General features: G+C 59.3%; 25 protein-coding genes (1 of these 25 running past the window's edge). 16 read left to right on the top strand and 9 right to left on the bottom strand.

Annotated features, from left to right (window positions below):
• Positions 1–9 precede the first annotated feature (9 nt).
• From RSE16_01180 to leuC, 4 genes are all read right to left on the bottom strand, one after another.
• Positions 10–333, bottom strand: a complete 324-nt coding sequence (locus RSE16_01180) for a DUF1476 domain-containing protein (GenBank protein WRH76111.1) — start codon at positions 331–333, stop codon at positions 10–12.
• A 127-nt stretch (positions 334–460) separates the two neighbouring features.
• Positions 461–1,456 carry an NADPH:quinone oxidoreductase family protein gene (locus RSE16_01175; protein ID WRH76110.1) on the bottom strand — a complete coding sequence of 332 codons (996 nt, stop codon included), beginning with the start codon at positions 1,454–1,456 and terminating at the stop codon, positions 461–463.
• 14 nt (positions 1,457–1,470) lie between these two features.
• On the bottom strand, positions 1,471–2,079 hold the full coding sequence (gene leuD, locus RSE16_01170) for a 3-isopropylmalate dehydratase small subunit (GenBank protein ID WRH76109.1): 609 nt from the start codon (positions 2,077–2,079) through the stop codon (positions 1,471–1,473).
• Positions 2,076–3,506, bottom strand: coding sequence for a 3-isopropylmalate dehydratase large subunit (gene leuC / locus RSE16_01165; GenBank protein ID WRH76108.1), 1,431 nt, complete (start codon positions 3,504–3,506; stop codon positions 2,076–2,078). Before leuC ends, leuD begins: the two co-directional genes overlap by 4 nt.
• A gap of 98 nt (positions 3,507–3,604) precedes the next feature.
• Between leuC and RSE16_01160 the strand changes: the two genes are divergently transcribed.
• The gene (locus tag RSE16_01160) at positions 3,605–4,006 is read left to right on the top strand and encodes a thioesterase family protein (GenBank protein ID WRH76107.1); all 402 of its coding nucleotides are present in this window, start codon (positions 3,605–3,607) and stop codon (positions 4,004–4,006) included.
• A gap of 18 nt (positions 4,007–4,024) precedes the next feature.
• The gene (locus RSE16_01155) at positions 4,025–4,540 is read left to right on the top strand and encodes a beta-carotene hydroxylase (GenBank protein ID WRH76106.1); all 516 of its coding nucleotides are present in this window, start codon (positions 4,025–4,027) and stop codon (positions 4,538–4,540) included.
• On the opposite strand, the gene RSE16_01150 is transcribed toward RSE16_01155, so the two are convergent.
• Positions 4,537–4,890 carry a YbaN family protein gene (locus RSE16_01150; protein ID WRH76105.1) on the bottom strand — a complete coding sequence of 118 codons (354 nt, stop codon included), beginning with the start codon at positions 4,888–4,890 and terminating at the stop codon, positions 4,537–4,539. The two genes, RSE16_01155 and RSE16_01150, sit on opposite strands and share 4 nt — an antisense overlap.
• A gap of 7 nt (positions 4,891–4,897) precedes the next feature.
• Positions 4,898–6,331: an NAD-dependent succinate-semialdehyde dehydrogenase gene (locus RSE16_01145; GenBank protein ID WRH76104.1), complete on the bottom strand. Its 1,434-nt coding sequence runs from the start codon at positions 6,329–6,331 to the stop codon at positions 4,898–4,900.
• A 190-nt stretch (positions 6,332–6,521) separates the two neighbouring features.
• Between RSE16_01145 and RSE16_01140 the strand changes: the two genes are divergently transcribed.
• From RSE16_01140 to RSE16_01090, 11 genes are all read left to right on the top strand, one after another.
• Complete coding sequence (locus RSE16_01140) at positions 6,522–8,399, top strand: CshA/CshB family fibrillar adhesin-related protein (GenBank protein WRH76103.1); 1,878 nt, start codon at positions 6,522–6,524, stop codon at positions 8,397–8,399.
• A 69-nt stretch (positions 8,400–8,468) separates the two neighbouring features.
• The gene (locus tag RSE16_01135) at positions 8,469–9,389 is read left to right on the top strand and encodes an SMP-30/gluconolactonase/LRE family protein (GenBank protein WRH76102.1); all 921 of its coding nucleotides are present in this window, start codon (positions 8,469–8,471) and stop codon (positions 9,387–9,389) included.
• Between the two features lie 6 nt (positions 9,390–9,395).
• A complete protein-coding gene (locus RSE16_01130; protein WRH76101.1) occupies positions 9,396–10,094 on the top strand; it encodes a VIT family protein in 699 nt (232 codons plus the stop codon).
• Positions 10,094–11,032, top strand: a complete 939-nt coding sequence (locus RSE16_01125; GenBank protein WRH76100.1) for a cyanophycinase — start codon at positions 10,094–10,096, stop codon at positions 11,030–11,032. Before RSE16_01130 ends, RSE16_01125 begins: the two co-directional genes overlap by 1 nt.
• Positions 11,033–11,034: 2 nt before the next feature.
• Positions 11,035–12,132 (top strand): DUF2855 family protein, encoded by a 1,098-nt coding sequence (locus RSE16_01120; GenBank protein ID WRH76099.1) that lies wholly within the window; start codon positions 11,035–11,037, stop codon positions 12,130–12,132.
• The gene (locus RSE16_01115) at positions 12,129–12,776 is read left to right on the top strand and encodes an HAD-IA family hydrolase (GenBank protein ID WRH76098.1); all 648 of its coding nucleotides are present in this window, start codon (positions 12,129–12,131) and stop codon (positions 12,774–12,776) included. Before RSE16_01120 ends, RSE16_01115 begins: the two co-directional genes overlap by 4 nt.
• Before the next feature lie 90 nt (positions 12,777–12,866).
• Positions 12,867–13,586: a CoA transferase subunit A gene (locus RSE16_01110; GenBank protein ID WRH76097.1), complete on the top strand. Its 720-nt coding sequence runs from the start codon at positions 12,867–12,869 to the stop codon at positions 13,584–13,586.
• Positions 13,586–14,323, top strand: a complete 738-nt coding sequence (locus RSE16_01105; protein ID WRH76096.1) for a hypothetical protein — start codon at positions 13,586–13,588, stop codon at positions 14,321–14,323. Before RSE16_01110 ends, RSE16_01105 begins: the two co-directional genes overlap by 1 nt.
• A complete protein-coding gene (locus RSE16_01100; GenBank protein WRH76095.1) occupies positions 14,310–14,975 on the top strand; it encodes a CoA transferase subunit B in 666 nt (221 codons plus the stop codon). Before RSE16_01105 ends, RSE16_01100 begins: the two co-directional genes overlap by 14 nt.
• 67 nt (positions 14,976–15,042) lie before the next feature.
• Positions 15,043–16,344, top strand: coding sequence for a serine hydrolase domain-containing protein (locus tag RSE16_01095; protein ID WRH76094.1), 1,302 nt, complete (start codon positions 15,043–15,045; stop codon positions 16,342–16,344).
• Complete coding sequence (locus RSE16_01090) at positions 16,341–17,027, top strand: glutathione S-transferase family protein (GenBank protein ID WRH76093.1); 687 nt, start codon at positions 16,341–16,343, stop codon at positions 17,025–17,027. The genes RSE16_01095 and RSE16_01090 overlap by 4 nt, the downstream gene beginning before the upstream one ends.
• An 8-nt stretch (positions 17,028–17,035) precedes the next feature.
• Here RSE16_01090 and RSE16_01085 read toward each other — a convergent pair whose 3' ends face one another.
• Both RSE16_01085 and RSE16_01080 read right to left on the bottom strand, forming a co-directional pair.
• Positions 17,036–17,893, bottom strand: coding sequence for a hypothetical protein (locus RSE16_01085; GenBank protein WRH76092.1), 858 nt, complete (start codon positions 17,891–17,893; stop codon positions 17,036–17,038).
• A gap of 54 nt (positions 17,894–17,947) precedes the next feature.
• Complete coding sequence (locus RSE16_01080) at positions 17,948–18,367, bottom strand: EVE domain-containing protein (protein WRH76091.1); 420 nt, start codon at positions 18,365–18,367, stop codon at positions 17,948–17,950.
• A 74-nt stretch (positions 18,368–18,441) separates the two neighbouring features.
• Between RSE16_01080 and RSE16_01075 the strand changes: the two genes are divergently transcribed.
• The 3 genes from RSE16_01075 (at position 18,442) to RSE16_01065 (ending at position 20,916) form a co-directional block, all read left to right on the top strand.
• Positions 18,442–19,383, top strand: a complete 942-nt coding sequence (locus RSE16_01075) for a 2-oxoglutarate and iron-dependent oxygenase domain-containing protein (protein ID WRH76090.1) — start codon at positions 18,442–18,444, stop codon at positions 19,381–19,383.
• 70 nt (positions 19,384–19,453) lie between these two features.
• Positions 19,454–20,053 carry a class I SAM-dependent methyltransferase gene (locus tag RSE16_01070; GenBank protein ID WRH76089.1) on the top strand — a complete coding sequence of 200 codons (600 nt, stop codon included), beginning with the start codon at positions 19,454–19,456 and terminating at the stop codon, positions 20,051–20,053.
• 2 nt (positions 20,054–20,055) lie between these two features.
• Positions 20,056–20,916 carry a glycosyltransferase family A protein gene (locus RSE16_01065; GenBank protein WRH77268.1) on the top strand — a complete coding sequence of 287 codons (861 nt, stop codon included), beginning with the start codon at positions 20,056–20,058 and terminating at the stop codon, positions 20,914–20,916.
• A 10-nt stretch (positions 20,917–20,926) separates the two neighbouring features.
• Here the strand turns inward: RSE16_01065 and RSE16_01060 are convergent, their stop codons facing one another.
• Positions 20,927–22,138, bottom strand: the 3' portion of a protein-coding gene (locus RSE16_01060) for a lipopolysaccharide biosynthesis protein (protein WRH76088.1). 300 nt of this gene lie beyond the right edge of the window; the window shows 1,212 of its 1,512 coding nt (coding positions 301–1,512); its start codon lies beyond the right edge, outside the window — the gene reads right to left on this strand; the stop codon is at positions 20,927–20,929.

Below are 22,138 nucleotides of genomic sequence, written 5' to 3'. Positions count from 1 at the left end.
GTTTTTGCCTTATGCCTCTTCGATAAACTGGCGGCGCGCCTCAACCATCTTCGCGTCAAGTGCCGCGCGGATCGTTGCTTCGTCGCTGTCGACGCCGGCAGAGGTCAGGTCGCCAAGGATCTTGCGCACGACATCTTCGTCGCCCGCTTCCTCAAAATCCGCCTGCACAACCGATTTTGCATAGCTGTCCGATTCCTCGGCAGTCAGCCCCATCTTCTCTGCTGCCCATAGCCCGACCAGCTTGTTGCGGCGTGCGGTCACCTTGAACTGCAACTCTTCGTCGCGGGCAAACTTATTCTCGAATGCATTTTCGCGATCGTTGAATGTGGTCATGGTCAGTCCCCGGCTCTTTGTTTGGAAATAGGTATGGCTGCACTGCCAAACAAGGGGCGGTAGCGCAAGGCGGTGCGGCGCGAAACTTTTCCGCGCCGCAGATTTGCCCAAATCGCCGAGCGGCGCTTTAGATCGTCACCACCAGCTTGCCGACGGCTTCGCGATTGCCCAGCTTGGCAATTGCGTCACCGCCCTGTTCAAGCGGAAAGGTCTCTGAAATGCGAGGCTTGATCTTGCCGGCCTTGTACAGTTCGAACAGTTCATTGACGTTCGCCCGGTTCTTTTCCGGTTCGCGCATCGTGTAGGCGCCCCAGAAGACGCCGCACACATCGCAACTTTTGAGCAGCGTCAAGTTGAGCGGCAACTTTGCGATTCCCGCGGGGAAGCCGACCACAAGGAAGCGGCCTTCCCAGGCGATCGAACGCACGGCTGGTTCGGAATAATCGCCGCCAACGGTATCATAGATGATGTCGAAACCATTGGGGCCTGCAGCCGCCTTGAACATTTCGGCGACTGCTTTTGACTGATCCTTGTCGAACGGCTGGTAGGGATAGACGACCACGTCATCAGCCCCGGCTTCACGTGCAACCTGTGCCTTTGCCTCGCTGGATACGCCGGCGACAACGCGTCCGCCATAGGCCTTGGCCAGTTCGATTGCCGAAATGCCGATGCCGCCTGCACCGCCAAGGACCAGCACATTATCGCCGGGCTTCATCCGTCCGCGATCCTTCAGAGCATGGGCACTGGTGCCATAGGTCATCAGGATCGAGGCGCCGTCTTCGAATGGCATTTCATCGGGCATTTTGTAGAGGTTGTGTGCCGATACCGCGATTTTTTCAGACAACCCGCCATTGCCGCAGCCCGCCATTACCCGGTCCCCGATAGCAAAGCCGGTGACGCCTTCGCCAACGGCTTCGATCACGCCCGCAATCTCGCCGCCCGGCGCAAAGGGGCGCGGCGGTTTGAACTGGTATTTGTCGACAATCATCAATGTGTCAGGAAAGTTGATGGAGCAGGCCTTGACCGCGACGACAACCTGTCCGGGGCCAGCAGTGGGTTCAGGCAATTCGCCCAGTACCAGGGTTTCGGGGCCGCCAGTGGCAGTCGATAACAGCGCTTTCATTTCTCTCACTCTCCTCAAATCATGTGCGGCGCCAGCCAGGGCTTTTCCGCCGCCAGCTTTGCCTCATAGACGGAAATCGCATCGCTGCTTGCCAGTGTGATCCCGATTTCGTCGAGGCCGTTCAGCAGGCAATGCTTGCGGAACGGGTCAATTTCAAACGTGAAGCGATCCTGAAAGGGCGTGGTCACCACCTGGTTTTCCAGATCAATATGGATCGGATCGGATAAATCGGGATTTTCCTGAGCAACCTGCAGCAGACGGTCGACCGCTTCCTGCGGCAAGACGACCGTCAACAGGCCGTTCTTGAACGCATTGCCTGAAAATATGTCGGAAAAGCTGGGCGCGATTACGGCCGTTATGCCCATGTCGGCCAGCGCCCATGCGGCATGTTCACGGCTGGAACCACAGCCGAAATTGTCGCCTGCGATCAGGATGGGCGAACCGGCATAGGGCGCGCTGTCGAACAGATTGTCCGGTTCCTTGCGCAGCGCCTCGAACGCGCCTTTGCCAAGGCCGGTACGGCTGATCGTTTTCAGCCATGCTGCCGGGATGATAACGTCGGTATCGACATTTTTGAGGCCAAAGGGATAGGCCTTGCCGGAGATGGTGGAAACGGGGTTCATGCGACCAACTCCCGAACATCGGCAAGCCGCCCGGTTACTGCCGCCGCCGCTGCCATGGCGGGGCTGACAAGATGGGTGCGCGCACCCGGGCCTTGTCGCCCTACAAAATTGCGGTTGCTGGTGGAGGCGCAGCGTTCGCCGGGCGGGACTTTGTCGGGATTCATACCGAGACAGGCAGAGCAGCCGGGTTCGCGCCATTCGAGGCCTGCGTCGATGAAGATGCGGTCAAGGCCCTCTGCCTCGGCCTGAGCCTTTACAAGGCCGGAACCGGGAACGACGATCGCCCATTTGATATTGGCCGCCTTGCGCTTGCCCTTCAGTACCGCGGCGGCTGCGCGCAGATCTTCGATGCGGCTGTTGGTGCAACTGCCGATGAAGATATTCTGCACCTCGACTTCGTTTAAGGGGGTGCCGGGTTCGAGGCCCATATAGGCGAGGCTCTTGGCGGCAGCCTCCTGCTTCGAAGGATCGGCAAAACTTTTGGGGTCGGGAACGGTGCCGGTGATGGGCACCACGTCTTCTGGGCTGGTGCCCCAGGTCACGCTCGGCGCGATATCGGCGGCGTTGATGACGACGACCTTGTCAAAGGTTGCGCCCGGATCGGTTTTCAGGGTCTGCCAGTAAGCGACTGCTGCATCCCAGTCTGCACCTTTGGGGGCCATTGGCCGGCCCTTCAGATAGGCGAAGGTTTTCTCGTCAGGCGCGCAAAGACCGGCGCGCGCGCCATGTTCGATCGCCATGTTGCTGACGGTCAATCGGCCTTCGACCGACAGGTTGCTGATCGCGCTGCCGCTATATTCGATGACATAGCCGGTCCCGCCTGCAGCGCCGAGGACGCCGGTGATGTGCAGCACAATATCCTTGGCGCTTACGCCTGGGCCGACATCGCCTTCGACACGAACTTCCATCGATTTCGACTGCTTCAATTGCAGCGTTTGCGTTGCCAGCACATGTTCGACCTCGCTGGTGCCGATACCGAATGCGAGCGCGCCAAGGCCTCCATGGCAGGCCGTATGGCTGTCGCCACAGACGATCGTGGTGCCGGGAAGCGAAAAGCCCTGTTCGGGCCCGACAACATGAACAATGCCCTGTTCGCGGTCGGCATCGCCAATATAGCGTATACCAAAGGCTGGGGCGTTCGCCTCAAGCGCTTCCAGCTGTTGTGCGCTTTCAGGATCGGCAATGGGGACGCGGTTGCCGCTTGCATCGCGGCGCGCGGTGGTTGGCAGATTATGGTCGGGAACCGCCAGCGTCAGATCGGGGCGGCGCACCTTGCGCCCTGCCGTGCGCAAGCCTTCGAACGCCTGCGGACTGGTAACTTCGTGAACGAGATGCCGGTCGATGAAAATGATCGCGGTGCCATCATCGCGTTGCTCGACGACATGGGCATCCCAGATTTTTTGATAAAGTGTGCGGGGGCTGTTCATGCACAGCGCCAAAACACAGGAAAGCATGCTTTGCAAGCAAGGTTATTCTGCCGCCATTCTGGAAATTGTAATCCTTCGTCCCTATAATCGGAATTGCGATGACAACCCTTTCCCACCTGTTCCCGATCAAGATTGTACCTGAAGATATCGACTTCATGGGCCATGTGAACAACAGCCGTTACCTGAACTGGGTGCAAGAAGCGGTCCTGGAACATTGGCGTAACCTCGCTCCCCCCGATGCGGTTGCCCAGCGCGCCTGGGTCGCGCTGAAGCATGAGATCACCTATCGCAGACCCGCCTTTCTTGATGATGTTGTCGTTGCCAATGTCGTGCTGGAAAGCATCCATGGTGCGCGCGCCTTTTACGAAACGGTGATCAAGCGGGGCGAAGAGGTGTTGGCTGAGGTGAAATCCAGCTGGTGCTGCATTGATGCCCAGACGCTGCGCCCGGCCCGCATCGGCAATGATATTGCCGCCTATTTCTTTCCGAAGGGCGATTGACCCGCTATAGAAGCTGCCATGTCGCTGTTCGCCATCATTGCCACTGTCATCGCCACCTTCCTTGCGATGGAATTTGTCGCCTGGAGCAGCCACAAATATATCATGCACGGTTTTGGCTGGGGCTGGCATCGCGACCATCATGAACCGCATGACAACCGGCTTGAGAAAAACGATCTTTACGGGCTGGTCGGTGCAGCGATGAGCATTTCGATGTTCGCCATCGGCAGCCCCTTGGTGATGGGGGCGTCAGCCTGGGATCCGGGAACATGGATCGGGCTGGGTATCCTGTTTTATGGCATCGTCTATACGCTGATCCATGACGGCCTTGTCCACCAACGCTATTTCCGTTGGGTGCCCAAGCGCGGCTATGCAAAGCGGTTGGTTCAGGCGCACAAGCTGCACCATGCAACAATCGGGAAGGAAGGCGGCGTTAGCTTCGGCTTTGTCTTCGCGCGTGACCCTGCGGCGCTCAAGCAAGAACTGAAAGTCCAGCGCGAGGCGGGCGTTGCCGTTGTGCGCGACGCCGCGCTTTAGCTTTCCGGTCGCCGCCAGAGCCACGTTCCGCAGACAATCCCGACTGCCGCCGGAAGCAGCGACCAGGGCAGGCTGAGCGTCAGTAAGCCGATAAGCGCGCTTGCAATGAACGCGCTGGTGGCTGACCATTTGGCGCGCCGACCGACAACGCCCTTTTCGCGCCACGCAACCAGATGCGGGCCATAACGCGGGTGGTTGAGCAGTTTGGCTTCAAGTGCCGGGCTGCTGCGCGCAAAACAAAATGCGGCAAGGATCATGAACGGGACGGTGGGCAGGATCGGCAGGAATATGCCGATCGCCCCGGCGCCAACCGACAGCCAGCCGGCGGCAAGATAAAGCTGGCGCTTCACCCGTTCGTCATGCCTGGTGGATCGCCTTGGTGACCATATAGCTGTCCAGCCCTTCGGGGCCGCCTTCACTGCCAAAGCCGCTTTGTTTGACTCCGCCAAAGGGCGCATCGGCAACCGAGATGGCAAAGCTGTTGATCCCGACCATACCGGCCTCGATCGCATCGCCAACCAGATTTGCGGTTCTCAGATCGTTGGTAAAGGCAAAGGCAGCAAGCCCAAAGGGCACCCGGTTCGCCTGCATAATCGCCTCGTCCAGCGTCTCGAACGGGCGCGAGACTGCAACGGGACCAAAGGGTTCGGTCGACATGATATCAGCTTCAACCGGCACATCGGCGAGCAGCGTCGGCTGGAAAAAATAACCGTCGCCATAGGCTTCGCCGCCTGCCATCAGCTTCGCTCCCTTTGCCCGTGCATCCGCGACCAGTGCCTCGATCGCGTCGGGCCGGCGCGGATTGGCCAACGGCCCCATCTGCACCCCGGCATCAAGGCCGTTGCCGACCTGCACTTTGGCGGTGCGCTCGGCAAATCCCTTGATAAAGGCGTCATATATCCCTGCCTGCACGTAAAAACGGGTCGGCGACACGCAGACTTGCCCAGCGTTGCGGAATTTTTGCGGCACAAGCATATCGAGCGTCTTGTCGAGGTCGACATCGTCAAACACCAGAACCGGCGCATGGCCGCCCAGTTCCATCGTGATCCGCTTTACGCCGTCGGCGGCGAGGCGCATCAGATGCTTGCCCACTGCGGTTGAACCGGTGAAGCTGACCTTACGGATCACCGGTGATCCGATCAGCGTGCGGCTGACCATGTCAGGAACGCCATAGACAAGTTGCGCGACATTGGCGGGAACGCCTGCATCGGCCAGACAACGCATCAGCGCAGCCGTGCTGCCGGGGGTTTCCTCGGCCGGCTTTGCAATCACCGAACAGCCTGCGGCCAATGCAGGAGCCAGCTTTTTTGCGAGCAGGTAAACCGGGAAGTTCCATGGCGTGAAAATGGCGGTTGGCCCCACCGGCTGCTTCAAAACCATTGCGCGCTGGCCTGTCGGGCGCACCAGCACCCGGCCATAAGCCCGCTTTGCCTCTTCGGCATAGAAATCGAACATCGACGCGGCGCCGATGATTTCGCCGCGCGCCTGATCGAGCGGTTTGCCCTGCTCCATGGTGAGCAGCACTGCGATCGAATCGGCGCGTTCACGGATAAGGTCTGCAACCTTGTGCAGGATTGCGCCGCGGACTTCGACGTCCTGCGTCTTCCATTGCGCAAAACCCGCCTCGGAAGCTGCAAGCGCCTCTTGCAGATCGGCCTCGGTCGCGATGGGAAGATCGGCGATCGCCTTTCCGGTTGCCGGGTTGAGAACGGGAAAGGCATCCCGGCCTTCGCCGGTGCGCCAGCTGCCATTGATGAAGAGTGCTAGATCGGCGGCGTAGTTTGCGGTCATGTCAGATCCTGAAAACAATTGATTGCCTTCTTTAGGCACTGGCTGCGCGTGTGGAAAGGGCGACGCAGATTTTACGCATTTCGGTCAAGTCACCGGCCCTTCTTTTAACCGGCATTAACCAATTTCCGTTAGGTGCAGGCCGAACAAGATCGGGCCAATTTGGATAGTCGACCATCGGCAGATGCAAGTAGTGACGGCATTTTTGCGCTGGAACGCGCCTCCTTTCAGGCTTTTGGCGCTGTTGCTTCTTGCCCTTGCAGCGCTGTGGACGTCGCCGGTGCAGGCGCAAAGCTGTTCGGGGGCCGGGGCGCAAGGCACCGCGCCGCCAAGTTGGCAGACCTATTGCTGGCTCGATTTCACAAATTACAATGACGCGACGGCGAAATCCGCGTCGGGCCAGAATTTTGCCTTCACGCTGTCCGATGGCGCGACGTTGAGTTTCAACCTGCGCACGACAGGGTCACCGGGCATCCTTTCCATCACCGCGCCTTCATGGGGAGGTGCGGCGGTGGGCAACACCGCATTTCTGAACATTCCCAACCGACCGATCCTTTACCAACAAGCGGGCGGAACCACGGTCTTTACGATCTCTGGGATAACGATCACACCGCCGCCCGGTTCACCGGCAGTCACCGCCTATATGTTCGTCGCTGCGGATGCGGAATCGACCAATGATGGAGAATCGCTAAGCTGGAACACCAATGGCGGTGCCTGGACGATCCTTGATCAGGTGAACCCGATCAGCGGCAATAATTACCCCACCATCAGTGGCACCAACACCCAGACCTTTACCGAAACCGGCGTGCCCGGGACGGTTGGCGGCTATATCGTCGGGTCAACCAGTCCGACCACAGTAACAACGACGATGGTCGGGAGCGGCTTGCAAGGCGTCATGTTTGCCGTGCGCTTTGCGTCAATCCGGCTGAACAAGCAGATCGTGGGCGCGCGTGTAAACAGTGCCGACCAGTTCCGTTTCGATATCCGCGCCACTGCTACAAGCACGGTGCTGGCGACTGGCACGACCAGCGGAACGGGCAATGGGCCGTTCACTGCGGCGGCGGTTTCGCTTGCATCGGGGGTTCCGCTGACCCTGTCCGAAAGCATGGCACCGGGCAGCGTCAGCAGCTTATCACAATATAGCTCCCGGCTGAGCTGCAGCAACACCGCGACCGGTTCGTCGACGCCGATGCCGAACAATGTGGCGACAACCAGTTTCAACTTTGGCGCGCTGCAATTTGGCGATGCGGTGCAATGCAGCTTCATCAATGCCGCATTTCCGCATGTGCGTTTGCAAAAGGCATTGGGCACCGGGGGGCGGCTTTTTGCGACCGACCAGTTCACCATGAACATCGCCCAGGGGTCGACGGTGATCGCAACCACGACAACGACAGGAACCGGCACGACTGTCACCAATGGCGCGACCGCCCTGACGCAGGTGAACGCCGCCACCGCCTACACGATGGCAGAGGCAGCATCAGGCACGACGGCACTTGTGCAATATAATGCGGCGATGGGCTGCACAAATGCGTGGGCGACGTCCAGCACCTCGTTGCCGACCAGTGTGCCCGGCAACATTACGCCGCAATTGGGCGATGTTATCACCTGCACGATCACCAACACCCGTCGGTCGAACAATGCGACGCTCGCCAGCACAAAGGTTTCAACGGTGCTTTCCGACGGCGTCAGTGCCAGTAATCCCAAGGCAATACCCGGCGCAGTGGTACGCTATACGATTGGCGTATCGAACAGCGGCACGCTTACGACTGACGCGAACAGCGTGTTCGTGCTCGATGCCTTGCCCCCCAATTTCACCTATAATGCTTCCTCTGCGCCGCTATTCACGCAAGGATCGCCGACCAGTGGGCTGACGTTCAACGCTGCCACTGATGTCCGTTTTGCAGGAGCAGGAGCGCCACCGGCGAATTTTGCGGCGTGTACGCTTCCGGCAGGAACCGGTTTTAACCTTGCCATCCGCTATGTCTGTTTCCGGCCGCAAGGTGCAATGGCAGGCGCAACCGCAGCCGGACAGCCGAGTTTCACGATTTCTTTCCAGGGCCGCATCGAATAGCGACAAAGCATCTTCCCAAATCCGCCCGGCACTGTCAGCTTGGTCGGGAGAGAATTTGGGAGGAATCACATGGCAGACATGCAAATCATTACCGAAGGCCTTCGTTTTCCGGAGGCACCGGTCGTCATGCCGGACGGCAGCGTGATAGTGACCGAGATCGAACAGGGCCGTATCACGAGGGTCGCCCCCGATGGTTCGAAAACGGTAGTGGCGACGCCCGGTGGCGGCCCCAACGGTCTTGCGATCGGGCCCGATGGGAAGCTGTACTGCTGCAACAATGGTGGCTTCAACTGGAGTGAAGCTGGAGGTTTCCTCGCGCCGCATGGTATTGCCAGCGACTATTCCGGCGGGCGCATCGAACGGATCGATATCGACACGGGCGAAGTCGAAATACTCTACAAATCGGGTGATCATGGCTGTGTGTTGCGAGGGCCGAATGATATCGTCTTCGACGAACATGGCGGCTTCTGGTTCACCGACCATGGCAAGGTCGATTATGCTGCGCGCTGCCACGACATTGTTGGCATTTTTTATGGAAAGACCGACGGCAGCCATCTGGAAGAAGTAGTCTTCCCGTCGAACAATCCCAATGGGGTCGGTCTCGCACCTGACGGCAGTGCATTATATGCAGCCGAAACTTACACCTGCCGGTTGATGAAGTTCAATATCACCGCCCCAGGCAAGGTCGCGCCCGATGCGGGTCCGGGCGGTCCGGGCATCCCTCTCTACCGGCCCGCCGGATATAAATTTTTCGACAGTCTGGCAGTCGAGGCCGGAGGTAACATTTGCGTTGCGACGATCGGCGAGTGCGGGATCAGCGTGATCTCCCCGGAAGGCGAGCTGGTGGAGTTCGTGCCGACCGATGATATCTTTACGACCAATATTGCCTTTGGTGGGGAGGACATGATGGATGCCTATATAACGCTGTCGGGTAGTGGTCGCCTCGTCAAGACGCGGTGGAACCGCCCTGGCCTCAAGCTGAATTATTGATCTGTCATGCCGCATCGCCACCTTGAGCGCCACGTTATTGACCGCATAGGTTGGTTGCGTGCGTCGATTCTGGGCGCAAATGATGGCATAGTTTCGACGGCAAGCCTTATTGCAGGGGTGGCTGCTGCTGGCGCATCGCCGCAAAGCTTATTGGTCACGGGTATTGCCGGCTTGGTCGCCGGCGCCATGTCGATGGCCGCTGGCGAATATGTCTCGGTCAGCTCACAGGCCGACGCTGAACGTGCCGATATTGCGCGCGAGACTGCGGAACTTGAAACACAGCCCGATTTCGAGCGGGAAGAGCTGATTGCGATTTATCAAAAGCGCGGACTGGATCGGGCACTTGCCGAAAAGGTTGTTAGCCAGTTGATGGCCAATAACCCGCTTGAAGCGCACATGCGCGACGAGCTTGGGCTCACGACCGAAATGTCGGCGCGGCCGGTGCAGGCGGCGTTTGCCTCTGCCGGCAGTTTTGCTGTTGGCGCTGCGCTGCCGCTGGCGCTGGTCCTTCTATTTGCAGGACCTATGCTGACCTGGGCGGTTACCGGCGGGTCGCTGCTGTTCCTTGCACTTTTGGGCGGCATCGGCGCGCGCGCAGGCGGCGCACCGATCGCCAAGGCTGTGCTGCGCGTTACCTTTTGGGGGGCTGTCGCCATGGCGGCGACGGCGGCGATCGGTTCGCTGTTCGGCACGGCGGTGGCGTGATGCGCAAATGGTTGATTGCTGCGCTGCTCGGGCTCTGCTCCGCACCGCTGGCTGCCGGGTCTGGCTCTTTGCTGATCATCGGTGGCGGGATGCGTGATCAGGACGGTGCGATCCTATCTAGGTTACGCGCGCAGATGCCGGACCCCGGCGGCCGGGTTGCGATCATCCCCGCGGCTTCGGGTGAAGCCAGCGTTGCAATATCCGAACTGACCGAAAAACTTGCGGCAGTCGGAATAGCGCCGGAAAAAGTCTTTGCGGTGCATATCGCAATGATCGACGACGAACTTTCCCCTGGGGTCGATGAGGCCAGCTGGGCGGACAATGCATCCGACCCAGCGGAAATTGCCAAGATCGCCGCTGCCGACGCAATCTGGTTCACTGGTGGCGACCAGCTGCGCACCTTTCGCCTGCTGGTGAACCCAGATGGCAGCGACACACCGATGCTCGCCGCGATCCGCACGCGGCTTGCCGCAGGCGCGGTGGTTGCAGGCACCAGCGCCGGTGCAGCGATCATGGGCAGTGGGATGATCGTCTGCGGCACGCCCGATATCGCGGCAACAGGCCAACTGAGCCGCAACCCGGCCGATTGCGAGGCGCCTGATGACCAGCCGGTGCCTTTGGTGCTCGGCAAGGGGCTAGGGTTCCTCAAGGGCGCAGTGATTGACCAGCATTTCAGCCAGCGTAACCGTTGGGTCCGGTTGTTGCGCGCGACCGCTTGTGCCGGTGGAGATGTGCGATATGGCTTTGGCATTGATGAGGACAGCGCGCTCCTGATCCGGTTGGAAAGCGGACGCGCCGAGATTCTCGGCGCAGGCGGTGTCGCGCGGGCCATGGTTGGCAAATCCGGTGCCTGCAAATCCTTTGCCTTTGACCGGCTGACGCTATCCTATAAACGGGCCGGGTATAAATTCAGCATCAAGCGGGACCTTGGAGACTAAGAATGAGTGGATCATGGGCAATTGACATCGACCGCGATGATGTGACCCAAACGGCAATTGCCGTTCCTGACACCGAAGTCGGACCCGGCGAGATATTGGTGCAGATCGACAGTTTTGCGATGACTGCGAACAATGTGACCTATGCCGTTTTCGGAAAGCCGGCGGGGCTTTTTGGAAACGACCAGGGCTATTGGGACTTCTTTGCCGAGCGGAACGCCCCAGGACGCTTGCCCGTCTGGGGGTTTGCAACGGTTTTGGTCAGCGATTTGGAGGGCGTTGCGCCGGGTGATCGCTTTTATGGCTATTATCCGATGGCAAGCCATGCGGTTCTGATGCCGGGCCAGATCGGACCGGGCGGTTTCACCGACATTACGCCCCGCCGCACAACTTTGCCGCCGATCTACAACCAGTATCAGCGCATCGATGCGATCCCCGATTATCAATCAGAGCATCATGATTATTGGCCGGTATTTCGCCCTCTGTTCCTAACCGGCTGGCTGATCGCTGACCAGTTTGAGGATGAGGGCGATTATGGCGCGGATCAGGTGCTGATCGCCAGCGCTTCGAGCAAGACGGCGATCGGGCTGGCCCATGCCATGAAACAAAGATCGATCCGTCCGCGTACCATCGGCCTTACCAGCAGCGCCAATGCAGCAGGTCTTGCCGAACTTGGCCTTTATGATGCGGTGGTCGCCTATGACGATATCGCCTCGCTTGATCCCGCAAAGCCATCGGCTTTGGTGGACATTGCAGGGAATGGCGCCGTAACCGCCGCAGTGCATGGCCATTTTGGTGATAGGCTGGTCAAGTCGATCATTGTCGGCAAGTCACATTGGGATGCCGCGGCCGATGACAGTGCTTTGCCCGGCCCTGTGCGCGAAGGCTTTTTCGCGCCGGGCCGCAGCCAGAAACGCATATCGGACTGGGGACCGCGCGGTTTTGGCGAGCGCATCGCCCATGCATGGCTCGGCTTTATGGAAGTGGCGCCCCAGATTGCAACGATTGAAACTCGCAGCGGCAGCGCAGGTGCGCTCGATGCTTATCATGAAGTGCTGGGCGGCAGGGCCGATCCCAAGACAGGACTTATCATTACCCCATGACCTTTACCCATGTGATTTTCGATTTTGGCGGTGTGATTACCTCGTCGCCTTTTGAAGCGTTTAACCGGCTGGAGGCCGAGCGCGGGCTTCCCCTTGATTTCGTGCGCCGGGTCAATGCGACCAATCCCGATGACAATGCCTGGGCGAAGTTCGAGCGTGCCGAGATCGATGTGGCAGGGTTTGATGCACAGTTCGCGGCTGAAGCCGAGGCATTGGGCCATGCGCTGGATGGCGCATCGGTGGTTGCCTGCCTGGCAGGGGATGTGCGGCCCTATATGGTGACGGCGCTGGACCGTCTGAAAGAGGCTGGGTTTGGCATCGGCTGCATCACCAACAACGTAAAAGCCGGCAAGGGCGCGGCAATGGCCCGTAGCGAGGACAAGGCGCTGCATATCGAAAGCATCATGGCGCGTTTTGACCATGTTATCGAAAGCAGCAAGGCGGGGGTGCGAAAGCCTGATCCGCGAATCTATCAGATGATGTGCGCGACATTGGGCGTCGAGGCGCAGGTCTGCATCTATCTCGACGATCTCGGCATCAACTGCAAACCGGCCGCACAGCTTGGGATGCACGCGATCAAGGTGACCAGCGGCGAACAGGCACTGACCGATCTGGAAGCCGCGCTCGGCAAGTCGCTGCGCTAAGGGGGTTATACCACTGCCGCGCTTGCAGCGCGCGGCGCTTGGAAGTAGGGACTGGGGCCTCCCAAACACCAGCCGCTAGGGTGGATATCCATGAAAAAGCTTTACCCCGATGCAAAGTCCGCGCTGGACGGCCTGCTCAAAAACGATCTTCTCATCGCTTGTGGCGGCTTTGGCCTGTGCGGTATACCTGAACGCTTGCTTGATGCGGTACGCGACAGCGGCGTCACCGGCCTTACTTTCGCTTCGAACAATGCGGGTATCGATAATGAAGGCATCGGCAAATTGTTGCGTACGCGGCAGGTGAAAAAGATGATTTCCTCCTATGTCGGGGAGAATAAGGAATTCGAACGGCAATATCTCAACGGTGAGTTGGAGGTCGAATTCTGCCCGCAAGGGACGCTTGCAGAGCGGATGCGCGCCGGTGGTGCAGGCATCCCCGGCTTTTACACCAAAACCGGCGTTGGCACCAAAGTTGCCGAAGGCAAGGAAGTGAAGGTTTTCGATGGCCCCAATGGGCCGGAAGAATATATCCTCGAACGCGGTATCTTCGCCGACCTTGCACTGGTGAAAGCTTGGAAGGCCGATGAAAGCGGCAACGTCGTTTTCCGCAAGACGGCGCGCAATTTCAATGTGCCGGCGGCGACTTGCGGCCGGGTCTGCATCGTAGAGGTTGAAGAAATTGTGCCGGTTGGCAGCCTTGATCCCGATGCGATCCATCTGCCCGGCGTCTATGTGCAGCGCGTGATTGTCGGCGCGCCTTATGACAAGCAGATTGAATTCCGCACCACAAGGGAGCGGGAGCTGGCCTGATGCGCCGCGGCGCGCTTACCTTATTGTCTGCCATGATCCTCTTGCCTGCGGCACAGGTGCAGGCGGAGGAAAGCCCCTTCACGTCAATTGCACCGGCCGAGGCGCTGTCCCGGCTGACAGTATTGAACAGCAACCACCCCTATTTGCCGCTGGTGCGTTATGCGCTTGAACAGGCAGATTTGCGGGCGGCGGGGCAATCGGTGCGCGGTGCCATATTGGTTGATCGTGTTTCGTTGATCGAGCCCAAGGCGATCGAATGCGGCGAAAAGCCGCTCGCTATATTAATCGACGTTGATCCCGCGCCCGGCGATACGATTATTGAGGGTGAGCCTGCAGGTTTTGGAACGTTGCTACAACTGCTGCGCGACGCTGACATTGCCATTGGCTGGATCAGCCAGCGCACACCGGCAATGCTGGAAAGCGATATTGATGCGCTTCGCAGCGGTCCGGTTCCGGCCTTTCGCGATGACGATATCCAGTTGCCCGCCGCGTCCAGCCCTGCCAAGCAGGATCGGCGGCTTGGCCTTGCCGCCTCGCATTGCGTGCTTGCCATAGCAGGTGACCGCCGCGCCGATTTCGACATATTGTTCGATTATCTGCGCGATCCCGATTATGCGATCCGGCTGGAGGCTTGGATGGATCGGGGCTGGTTTCTCTTGCCTTATCCAGCAAGTGTCGCGGATGCTGAACTCTCTCCCGAAGCAAAAGAATTGGAACAGCCAAATGACCAGCCATGACGGTATCGCAACAGGATGGAACCGCGACCAGATCGCCGCCCGCGCCGCGCAGGAGTTACAGGACGGTTTCTACGTCAATCTCGGCATTGGTATTCCGACGCTGGTCGCCAACCACATCCCTGCCGGAATGGACGTTACCCTGCAGTCTGAAAACGGAATGCTGGGCATCGGGCCCTTCCCTTATGATGATGAAGTCGATCCCGACCTGATCAATGCCGGCAAGCAGACGATCAGCGAATTGCCGCAATCGGCCTATTTTGATAGCGCCCAATCCTTCGCGATGATCCGTGGCGGTCATATCGACCTCACCGTTTTGGGCGCGATGGAGGTTGCCGAAAATGGCGATATCGCCAACTGGATGGTACCGGGGAAAATGATCAAGGGGATGGGCGGCGCGATGGATCTGGTCGCAGGCGTCAAGAAAATCATCGTCGTGATGGAACATTGCGCAAAGGACGGGAGCCCGAAATTCATCCCGCAATGCACATTGCCACTTACCGGCCGCAACGTTGTGGATATGGTGATCACCGATCTGTGCGTGTTCCACCGTATTGATCACGCATCGCCCTTCCGCTTGATCGAACTGGCCCCTGGCGTGACCGCAGACGATGTTTCGGCGCGCACCACCGCCCATTATGAGGTTGCCCTTTGATATTTGTTAGCGCTGCACATTCTGGCTGGTATTGCGGCGGTGCTAACTGCCTGACGGCTGTGTGCCGATGAAACGGATTTGGGTTGCCGCCGTTGCCGTCATTCTTGTCGGCTGGCTCGCGCTGCAATGGTCGGATGATGCCGAACCGCGCGAGATCGCCTCTGCCTCAATTGCGCCGCCATGGGCGCATGTGATCGCCGATCTGCCCGATACGCCAGAGGAGTGGGAGGGGCGAATCGACTATCGCGCGCTCGACCAGCAATTCGCTGACATCGCGGCGCGGCCCGAAATGGCAGGTCTTGCCGTCGCGATTGTCGAGGACGGCAAGTTGCGTTTCGTGCGAACCTATGGCGTGGCCGATCGATCGACCGGTGCGCCGGTAACGACCGACACGGTCTTTCGTTGGGCGTCGGTGTCGAAAACCGTTGCCGGGATGCTCGCGGCGAAACTTGCAACAAGCGGAAAGGTCGATCTCGACCGGCCGGTTGCAAGCTGGGGCGGATCGCTGCGGCTTCCCGATGGTGCGGAGGCGCGAATCAGCTTTGCTCAGTTGCTTTCCCAGCAAACGGGCTTGACCAAAAATGCCTATGACGAGCGGCTGGAAAGCGGTGAACAGCCGGATGTGTTGCGCACCAGCCTGGCGAACGCGCCGCTGCAATGCCAACCAGGCACGTGCCATACCTATCAGAACATCGCTTTTGACGCGGCGTCAGAGATTCTGACCGCATCTGCCGGAATGCCCTATGCAGAAGTGGCAAGTCGCGCCTTTTTTCGCCCGCTGGGTATGGCGAGTGCGGGTTTCGGCATGGCCCCGTTGGTGGAGGCCAAGGATTGGGCACGGCCGCATAGTGGCAGTAGTGTCCGTCCGCTGAAAGAAAACTATTGGCGGGTTCCCGCTGCAGCGGGGGTGGATAGCAATATTGTCGATTTTGCAAGGTGGCTGCAGGCAGTGATGGGCGAACAGCCGGACGTGCTGCCGGCGAAGGTATTGCGCATCGCCCGCGCGCCGCGGGTAACCACTGGCCGGCTTTATGGGGGCGATCTGCGTCAGGCGAACAAGGATGGTGCCTATGGTCTGGGCTGGCGCAGCTTTGCCTACGGCGATTACCGGCTTGAAGGGCATTCGGGTTCGGTCGACGGCTATCGGGCGACACTGATTTTCGAACCTGAAACCCGCACGGGCGTGGTGGCGATGTGGAACAGCAATTGGGGTTGGCCTTTCCGTATCCCCTTTGCGGTGATCGATGCCTATCATCAGCGCGCCGATTCAAACTGGCTTGATACGGGGCGTTTGCCAAGGGCGCGTATCGGTGCGCGGCGCGCAGGCGATGCATCAGCCGAAGGCATCAAGGGAGTGGGCAAAGCATGAGCTATGTATTGATCACGGCTAACCGCAATTATTCCAGCTGGAGCCTGCGTCCCTGGCTGCTGATGCGGGCGCTGGGTATTGCGTTTGAGGACAGGTTCGTGCCCTTTACCAAGCCAAACAACTATGAGGAGTTCAGAGACTTCTCGCCGACCGGGCAGGTGCCGGTTCTGCTGCACGAAGGCCGCACCATCCATGACAGTATGGGCATCGCGCTATACCTTGCTGACCGGTGTGATGGCGTCTGGCCGAAAGACCCCGACGCGCGCGCATGGGCGCAATGTGCGGCGAGCGAAATGCACAGCGGCTTTTCCGCGTTGCGCAATGATTGCACGATGAATGTCGGCGTGCGGGTAAAACCCAAGCCGATGTCCGATCGGTTGAAAGCGGACGTCGCGCGCATCCGCGAATTGTGGGAGGAAGGCCTCGGTCATTTTGGCGGGCCTTGGCTTGCCGGGGCAGATTTCAGCGCCGTTGACGCATTCTTCGCCCCTGTTGCCTATCGTGTGCGCACCTATGGCCTCGATATCGGCCCGGTCGGGCAGGCATGGGTCGACCATATCATCGCGCACCCCGCGATGCAGCTTTGGGAAGCCGAGGCCCTCATGGAAAGCTGGCGCGAGGTCGGCCATGAGGAAGAATTGAGCGCTTGTGGAGAGGTGATCGCCGACTATCGCGCCAGCTGAAACGGATTTTAGCTCCGCGCCCGAACTGCATCGGCTAATAGCGCGCCCTGGTCGCCGGCAAAGTGCAGGAACAGGCTTGGCTCGATCGCTTCCAGTTCCATCAGCCGAAAGTTGCCATCCTCGTCGCGCAGCATGTCTACCCGAGCGTAAGTCAGCGGGGTATGGTCCATTATTTCTTCGGTCGCGGCAAAGACGGTTTCCGCCATTGCCAGCGCTTCGGCGGGCGGATCAATGCGCCGTTCGCTGCCGCCAAATTGTTCCTGCACGCGAAAGTCGCCATTTGCGGGGTGCTTGCTGATCGCATGGCTGTATCGGCCACCAAAAAAGAAGAGCGACATTTCACCCTCGGCGGCGATTGCCGGCAGGTAAGGCTGGATCAGCATCCGTCGTCCAACCGCTTCGGCGGGAAGCGGATCGGATGCGCCGATCAGGAAAGTGCCGTCCGCACCGCCCGATACCGGCGGCTTGATGACGAGGCGGTTGGTGCCGAACAGCGACCGAGCCGAATCGAGCGCGGCGTCATTCATGGCTTCGCGCATCATCGTCGGTACCGTCGGCACGCCTGCTGCCGCCATTTCCGCCAGATAGGCCTTGTCGCTATTCCAGCGCAGTACCCTTGCCGGATTGGCGACCGGCAGGGCTTCGCGCTCCAGCCGATCGAGCAGTGCATACCAACTGGCGACGTTGCGCTGATAACCCCAGGCGAGCAACGGCAGGATAAGGCTGAAGCCTGAAAGATCGCCAGTATCGGTCCAACTGCGAAAGCTAAGATCGGGACCAAGTAGCCGCTCATAATGCGCCTTGGGCAGCGACCAGTCCTCCCAATAGTCCGGGGCAGGGGTCAGAATACAGATGGACACGGGCATTTGCTCTCTGGCTCAGCCGCTATGCCGACCGGCTTTGACGATGATCGGGGTTATTCAACTCGATTCGCCCGCCATCTTCAATACCTCTGCCCATTCTTCGGGGCGCACCTTGCCCACCGAAAGACGGGAAAGGCGGACAAGGTCCATCTGCTCCAGCTTCGGATTGGCCTTGATCGCCTTTAGCGGCACAGCCGTCCCCAGTTTCCTGACCGGCTTTACCCGCACGGCAACGAACCGGCCTTTCTCGTCAGTCGGGTCAATAAATGCCTCTTCGCTGATTTCTATGATGCCCACCACCTCGACGCCGACATTGCTGTGGTAGAAAAAGGCGAGGTCGCCCTTTTTCATGGCCTTCAGGTTCAGAGCGGCGCCATGGTTGCGCACACCGTCCCACATGCCTTCCTTTTCGGCGAGAAGATCGTCCCAGCTGTAAACATCGGGTTCGGATTTCATCAGCCAGAATTGTTGGGTCATTTTCGTTCCTTGCAGGCGTGCATTTTGAGCGCGGTCAATTTCTCTGGCGCAGCAAATCGTCAAGGACTATTCGCATGTCCATGACAAACATGCCCGATATTTCACTCGCCGGGGGCGATGCAAATGCGATTGCGCAAGCGCTCGGCGATAGTTTCAAAACCTACGGATTTGCAAAGGTCGTCGATCATGGCCTTGATCCGCAGTTGGCCCGCGATGCTTGGCGGCTGTCGAGAGAGTTATTCGACCTGCCCGAATCGGAAAAGCGGCGTGGCTATGATTCGGCAATTGCCGGGCAGCGCGGATATACCCCATTCAAGACCGAGATCGCCAAGGGTGCAGATCATCATGATCTGAAGGAATTCTGGCATGTCGGTCGCACGATGCCGGTCGATCATCCGCTTGCAGGCCAGATGTTGACAAATATCTGGCCGGAAAGCGTGCCCGAATTCCGCGCCGTGTTCGAACAACTTTATGCCGATTTCGATCGGATTGGCGCGCGCATCCTGTCCTATATTGCCATCTATCTTGGTCTTCCCGAAGACTGGTTTGCCGACAAGATCAATGTTGGCAATTCGATCCTGCGATTGCTCCACTATCCGCCGATCGAAGGCGATACTGAAGGTTGCATCCGCGCCGGCGCGCATGAGGATATCAATCTCATCACGCTATTACTCGGAGCCGAGGAGGCCGGGCTTCAGATTCTGCGCCCTGATGGCAGCTGGATGGATGTCTCGCCCCCGGAAGGTGGCCTTGCAATCAATGTCGGCGACATGCTGCAGCGGCTGTGCAACCATATGCTGCCCTCAACCACCCATCGGGTGGTCAACCCCAGTGGCGAGCGAGCGAAATATAGTCGTTATTCGATGCCCTTCTTCCTACATCTGAATAGTGACTATCCCATCGCGACGCTGCCCCAATGCGTGAGTGCCGATAATCCCAACCGCTATCCGGAACCCATCCTTGCCGACGATTATCTTCGGGAACGGTTGATCGAGATCGGATTGCTCAAGGCTTGAGCGGAGTTTACGCCACGTAAACGGCTGATCTGCTATGGGGACAGTGCTGCAATTATGGCGCGGTTCCAGGATGGCGATGAATCAGGCACTGAAAAACGGGTTGGAAAAGCTGGCCGCTGCGGTCGGCTATGACAAGCAGCACGTCACTCGCACTGTCGCCTATCGCGAAATCGATCGCTGGCTTGATGCGCTGGGTACCGAAAGTCTTGATGCACTTGAGATCAGTGCTGGCTGGAAATGGCGTCAGCGGCAATGGGGCAGCTTTACCGAAATGAACTGGCCGCAGCACGACATCTGCAAGGATGTGCTCGACCGTCAGTTCGACATCGTCATCGCCGACAATGTCTGGGAACATCTGCTTTATCCCTACCGCGCCGCGCGCAATGTGCACTCGATGCTGCGGCCGGGCGGCTGGTTTGTGAACATCACGCCTTTCATGATCCGATATCACCCGATCCCGACAGACTGCAGCCGCTGGACCGAATTGGGGATGAGCCATTTTCTTGAAGAAGCCGGCTTTGATCCGGCGCGAATCGTGACCGGTAGCTGGGGCAATGCCTCGGCCGTGAAGGCGAATTTCCATCGCTGGGCACGAACCGGTTGGCAACGCCGCCTGCCCAATGACGAACGCTTCCCTGTCACCGTCTGGGCGATGGCGCAGAAACAGTGACCATGACCGCCGCGATCTGCGTCGTCATATTGGCGCATAATGAGGAGGCGCGCATCGCCGCCTGCCTGAACAGCCTGCCGCTGGCGGACAAGGACATTGCCTACCACGTCGTCGTCAACGGCTCGACTGACGGCACCGCGCAAATCGCGCAGGGCTTTGCTGCAAGGCACGATAATCTTGAGCTGCATGTCTTTGCCGAGGGCGGAAAGGCGCGCAGCTGGAACCGCATCCTCTACGATGAACTGCCCGGCTTCCATGCCGTGCATGTTTTTGTTGATGGCGATGCAGAGGTGGCACCAGGCTCTATTCGCGCGCTGGCAGCAGCGCTGGCTGCCGATCCGCACGCCCTTGCCGCGGCAGGTCTGCCCATGAATGGCCGGAAGGCTGCTGCCTATCGCGATCAGATGCGGCGCGAACATGGCTTGTTCGGTGATCTATATGCCCTGCGCGGCGACTTTCTGGCGCGCCTTCAGGCTGCATCGTTGCGCTTGCCAGACGATGTCGTTGGCGATGATGGACTGGTTTGTGCGCTCGCCAAGACCAATCTTGCCGATGAAAGCTGTTGGGATGATCGGCGCGTGGTCATTTGTGAGGGTGCGGGTTTTTTCTGCGCACCGGTCAGTATCTGGTCTCCGATAAGCTGGCGGATGCAATATCGGCGGATGATCAGCTACAGCGTGCGCCATTTTCAGAATATCCTGATCAGTCAGATCATGCGTAGCACAGGGCCATCCGGATTGCCGGCCCGGCTTTCGGATCTTTATCCAAGCGCATTGCCGGCGTTGCGCGCGCGCAGCGGGTTGGTGCACAGCCTGTTCGACCGGCTGGCGCTTCGCCGCATGGCGCGTTCGATTCGCGCGTAATGATTCGCTGTCAGGCCGTCTCGGCTTCGGGCGGCTTGCGACGGATGAGGAGATTGACCACCTCCATCGCCGTCGCGCGGGATCCGTACCATAGAAGCGCGACATAGCTGATCCCGCCGGCGAGCGTCAGCGCGGCCAGGTGCAGCGGTGCGGGCATATCCTGCCAGACATAGGCCATGACAATATGGTCCGCCGTCCAGGTGACGGCAGCCATCACCAAAGCAGCGCCAAGTCCTGGGGCGATTGCCGCACCCAATTGCCGGTATGTGAAGCCCACATGCGGCTTCGCCTTGTAGATGGTGAAAGCCAGAAGCAGCGGCACCGACACCAGCCAGCCTGTCGCAAGGCCCTGCGCACCATAACGAACAGCGATCAGATAGATGGCGGGCATGATGATCGCGCCGGCAATCGTCAGGTGCAGCGTCAGGCGCGGCAGCCCCACAGCATTGAGCGCGGGGGCGAACAGGATTTGCAGCGTCACAAAAGGCATCGCCAGTGCCAGTGTCGCTACCAAAGGCGCGGCCTCAAACCATTTGGGGCCCATCAACGTTTCGACAAACGGCCCTGCTGAAATCGCCATGCCGAGATAGAGCGGGCAGGCCACCAGCATGATCAACCGAACTGCCTTGAGAAAACCGCGGGTCAATGCGGGACGATTATCTTGCAGCCGGGCATAGGCAGGGAAGGCGACTTCGTTGAGTGGCGGCACGAATTTAACCGCGAACAATTGGGTCAGGAACAGCGCCTCGGCATATAGGCCTAGGTCATGGGTGTCGAAATGGCGCCCCGCTATAAAGATGTCCGACTGGCTCTGGATGATGAAGAAGGCCTGCGCCGCAAGCAAAGCCATTCCGAACCCGAACATATTTCCCGAACCCCGGAAATCGAAACTGGGCATCACCAGAAAACGTGTCGAGACGGTCAGAAGGATGGCCCGGCACCAGAACATCGCAATCGGTGCGAAGACCAGCGTCCACACGCCTTGATCATTCAGAGCGAGAATCAGCGATACTGCCGCGCCGACTGCTGCAGTCGCCAGATTGATGATCGCCGGCTTCCGGAATTGCAGGTCACGGGTCATCAGCGCTTCGGGAAGAATGAGGAAGGGCGTCGAAAGATAGATCAGCGCCTGCCAGCGCAACATCTCTGCAATGATAGGTTCGCGATAATATGCAGCGGCGAGAGGGGCTGCCACCAGCAGCTGGATCAGCGCCAGCGCTCC

The organism is Sphingobium sp., assembly GCA_035196065.1.
GTDB lineage: Bacteria > Pseudomonadota > Alphaproteobacteria > Sphingomonadales > Sphingomonadaceae > Sphingorhabdus_B > Sphingorhabdus_B rara.
Note: the sequence above shows the minus strand (reverse complement) of the source record. Positions and strands in the feature narration are given on the sequence as shown.

What these genes read in the sequence shown, in the direction of transcription:
- RSE16_01095 (WRH76094.1), top strand. Translation starts at nt 15,043, where the DNA reads ATGAAACGGATTTGGGTTGCCGCCGTTGCCGTCATTCTTGTCGGCTGG.
- RSE16_01105 (WRH76096.1), top strand. Translation starts at nt 13,586, where the DNA reads ATGCGCCGCGGCGCGCTTACCTTATTGTCTGCCATGATCCTCTTGCCT.
- RSE16_01090 (WRH76093.1), top strand. Translation starts at nt 16,341, where the DNA reads ATGAGCTATGTATTGATCACGGCTAACCGCAATTATTCCAGCTGGAGC.
- RSE16_01065 (WRH77268.1), top strand. Translation starts at nt 20,056, where the DNA reads ATGACCGCCGCGATCTGCGTCGTCATATTGGCGCATAATGAGGAGGCG.
- RSE16_01145 (WRH76104.1), bottom strand. Translation starts at nt 6,331, where the DNA reads ATGACCGCAAACTACGCCGCCGATCTAGCACTCTTCATCAATGGCAGC.
- RSE16_01135 (WRH76102.1), top strand. Translation starts at nt 8,469, where the DNA reads ATGGCAGACATGCAAATCATTACCGAAGGCCTTCGTTTTCCGGAGGCA.
- leuD (WRH76109.1), bottom strand. Translation starts at nt 2,079, where the DNA reads ATGAACCCCGTTTCCACCATCTCCGGCAAGGCCTATCCCTTTGGCCTC.
- RSE16_01085 (WRH76092.1), bottom strand. Translation starts at nt 17,893, where the DNA reads ATGCCCGTGTCCATCTGTATTCTGACCCCTGCCCCGGACTATTGGGAG.
- RSE16_01100 (WRH76095.1), top strand. Translation starts at nt 14,310, where the DNA reads ATGACCAGCCATGACGGTATCGCAACAGGATGGAACCGCGACCAGATC.
- RSE16_01080 (WRH76091.1), bottom strand. Translation starts at nt 18,367, where the DNA reads ATGACCCAACAATTCTGGCTGATGAAATCCGAACCCGATGTTTACAGC.
- RSE16_01110 (WRH76097.1), top strand. Translation starts at nt 12,867, where the DNA reads ATGAAAAAGCTTTACCCCGATGCAAAGTCCGCGCTGGACGGCCTGCTC.
- leuC (WRH76108.1), bottom strand. Translation starts at nt 3,506, where the DNA reads ATGAACAGCCCCCGCACACTTTATCAAAAAATCTGGGATGCCCATGTC.
- RSE16_01070 (WRH76089.1), top strand. Translation starts at nt 19,454, where the DNA reads ATGGCGATGAATCAGGCACTGAAAAACGGGTTGGAAAAGCTGGCCGCT.
- RSE16_01175 (WRH76110.1), bottom strand. Translation starts at nt 1,456, where the DNA reads ATGAAAGCGCTGTTATCGACTGCCACTGGCGGCCCCGAAACCCTGGTA.
- RSE16_01160 (WRH76107.1), top strand. Translation starts at nt 3,605, where the DNA reads ATGACAACCCTTTCCCACCTGTTCCCGATCAAGATTGTACCTGAAGAT.
- RSE16_01075 (WRH76090.1), top strand. Translation starts at nt 18,442, where the DNA reads ATGTCCATGACAAACATGCCCGATATTTCACTCGCCGGGGGCGATGCA.
- RSE16_01120 (WRH76099.1), top strand. Translation starts at nt 11,035, where the DNA reads ATGAGTGGATCATGGGCAATTGACATCGACCGCGATGATGTGACCCAA.
- RSE16_01180 (WRH76111.1), bottom strand. Translation starts at nt 333, where the DNA reads ATGACCACATTCAACGATCGCGAAAATGCATTCGAGAATAAGTTTGCC.
- RSE16_01130 (WRH76101.1), top strand. Translation starts at nt 9,396, where the DNA reads ATGCCGCATCGCCACCTTGAGCGCCACGTTATTGACCGCATAGGTTGG.
- RSE16_01125 (WRH76100.1), top strand. Translation starts at nt 10,094, where the DNA reads ATGCGCAAATGGTTGATTGCTGCGCTGCTCGGGCTCTGCTCCGCACCG.
- RSE16_01115 (WRH76098.1), top strand. Translation starts at nt 12,129, where the DNA reads ATGACCTTTACCCATGTGATTTTCGATTTTGGCGGTGTGATTACCTCG.
- RSE16_01155 (WRH76106.1), top strand. Translation starts at nt 4,025, where the DNA reads ATGTCGCTGTTCGCCATCATTGCCACTGTCATCGCCACCTTCCTTGCG.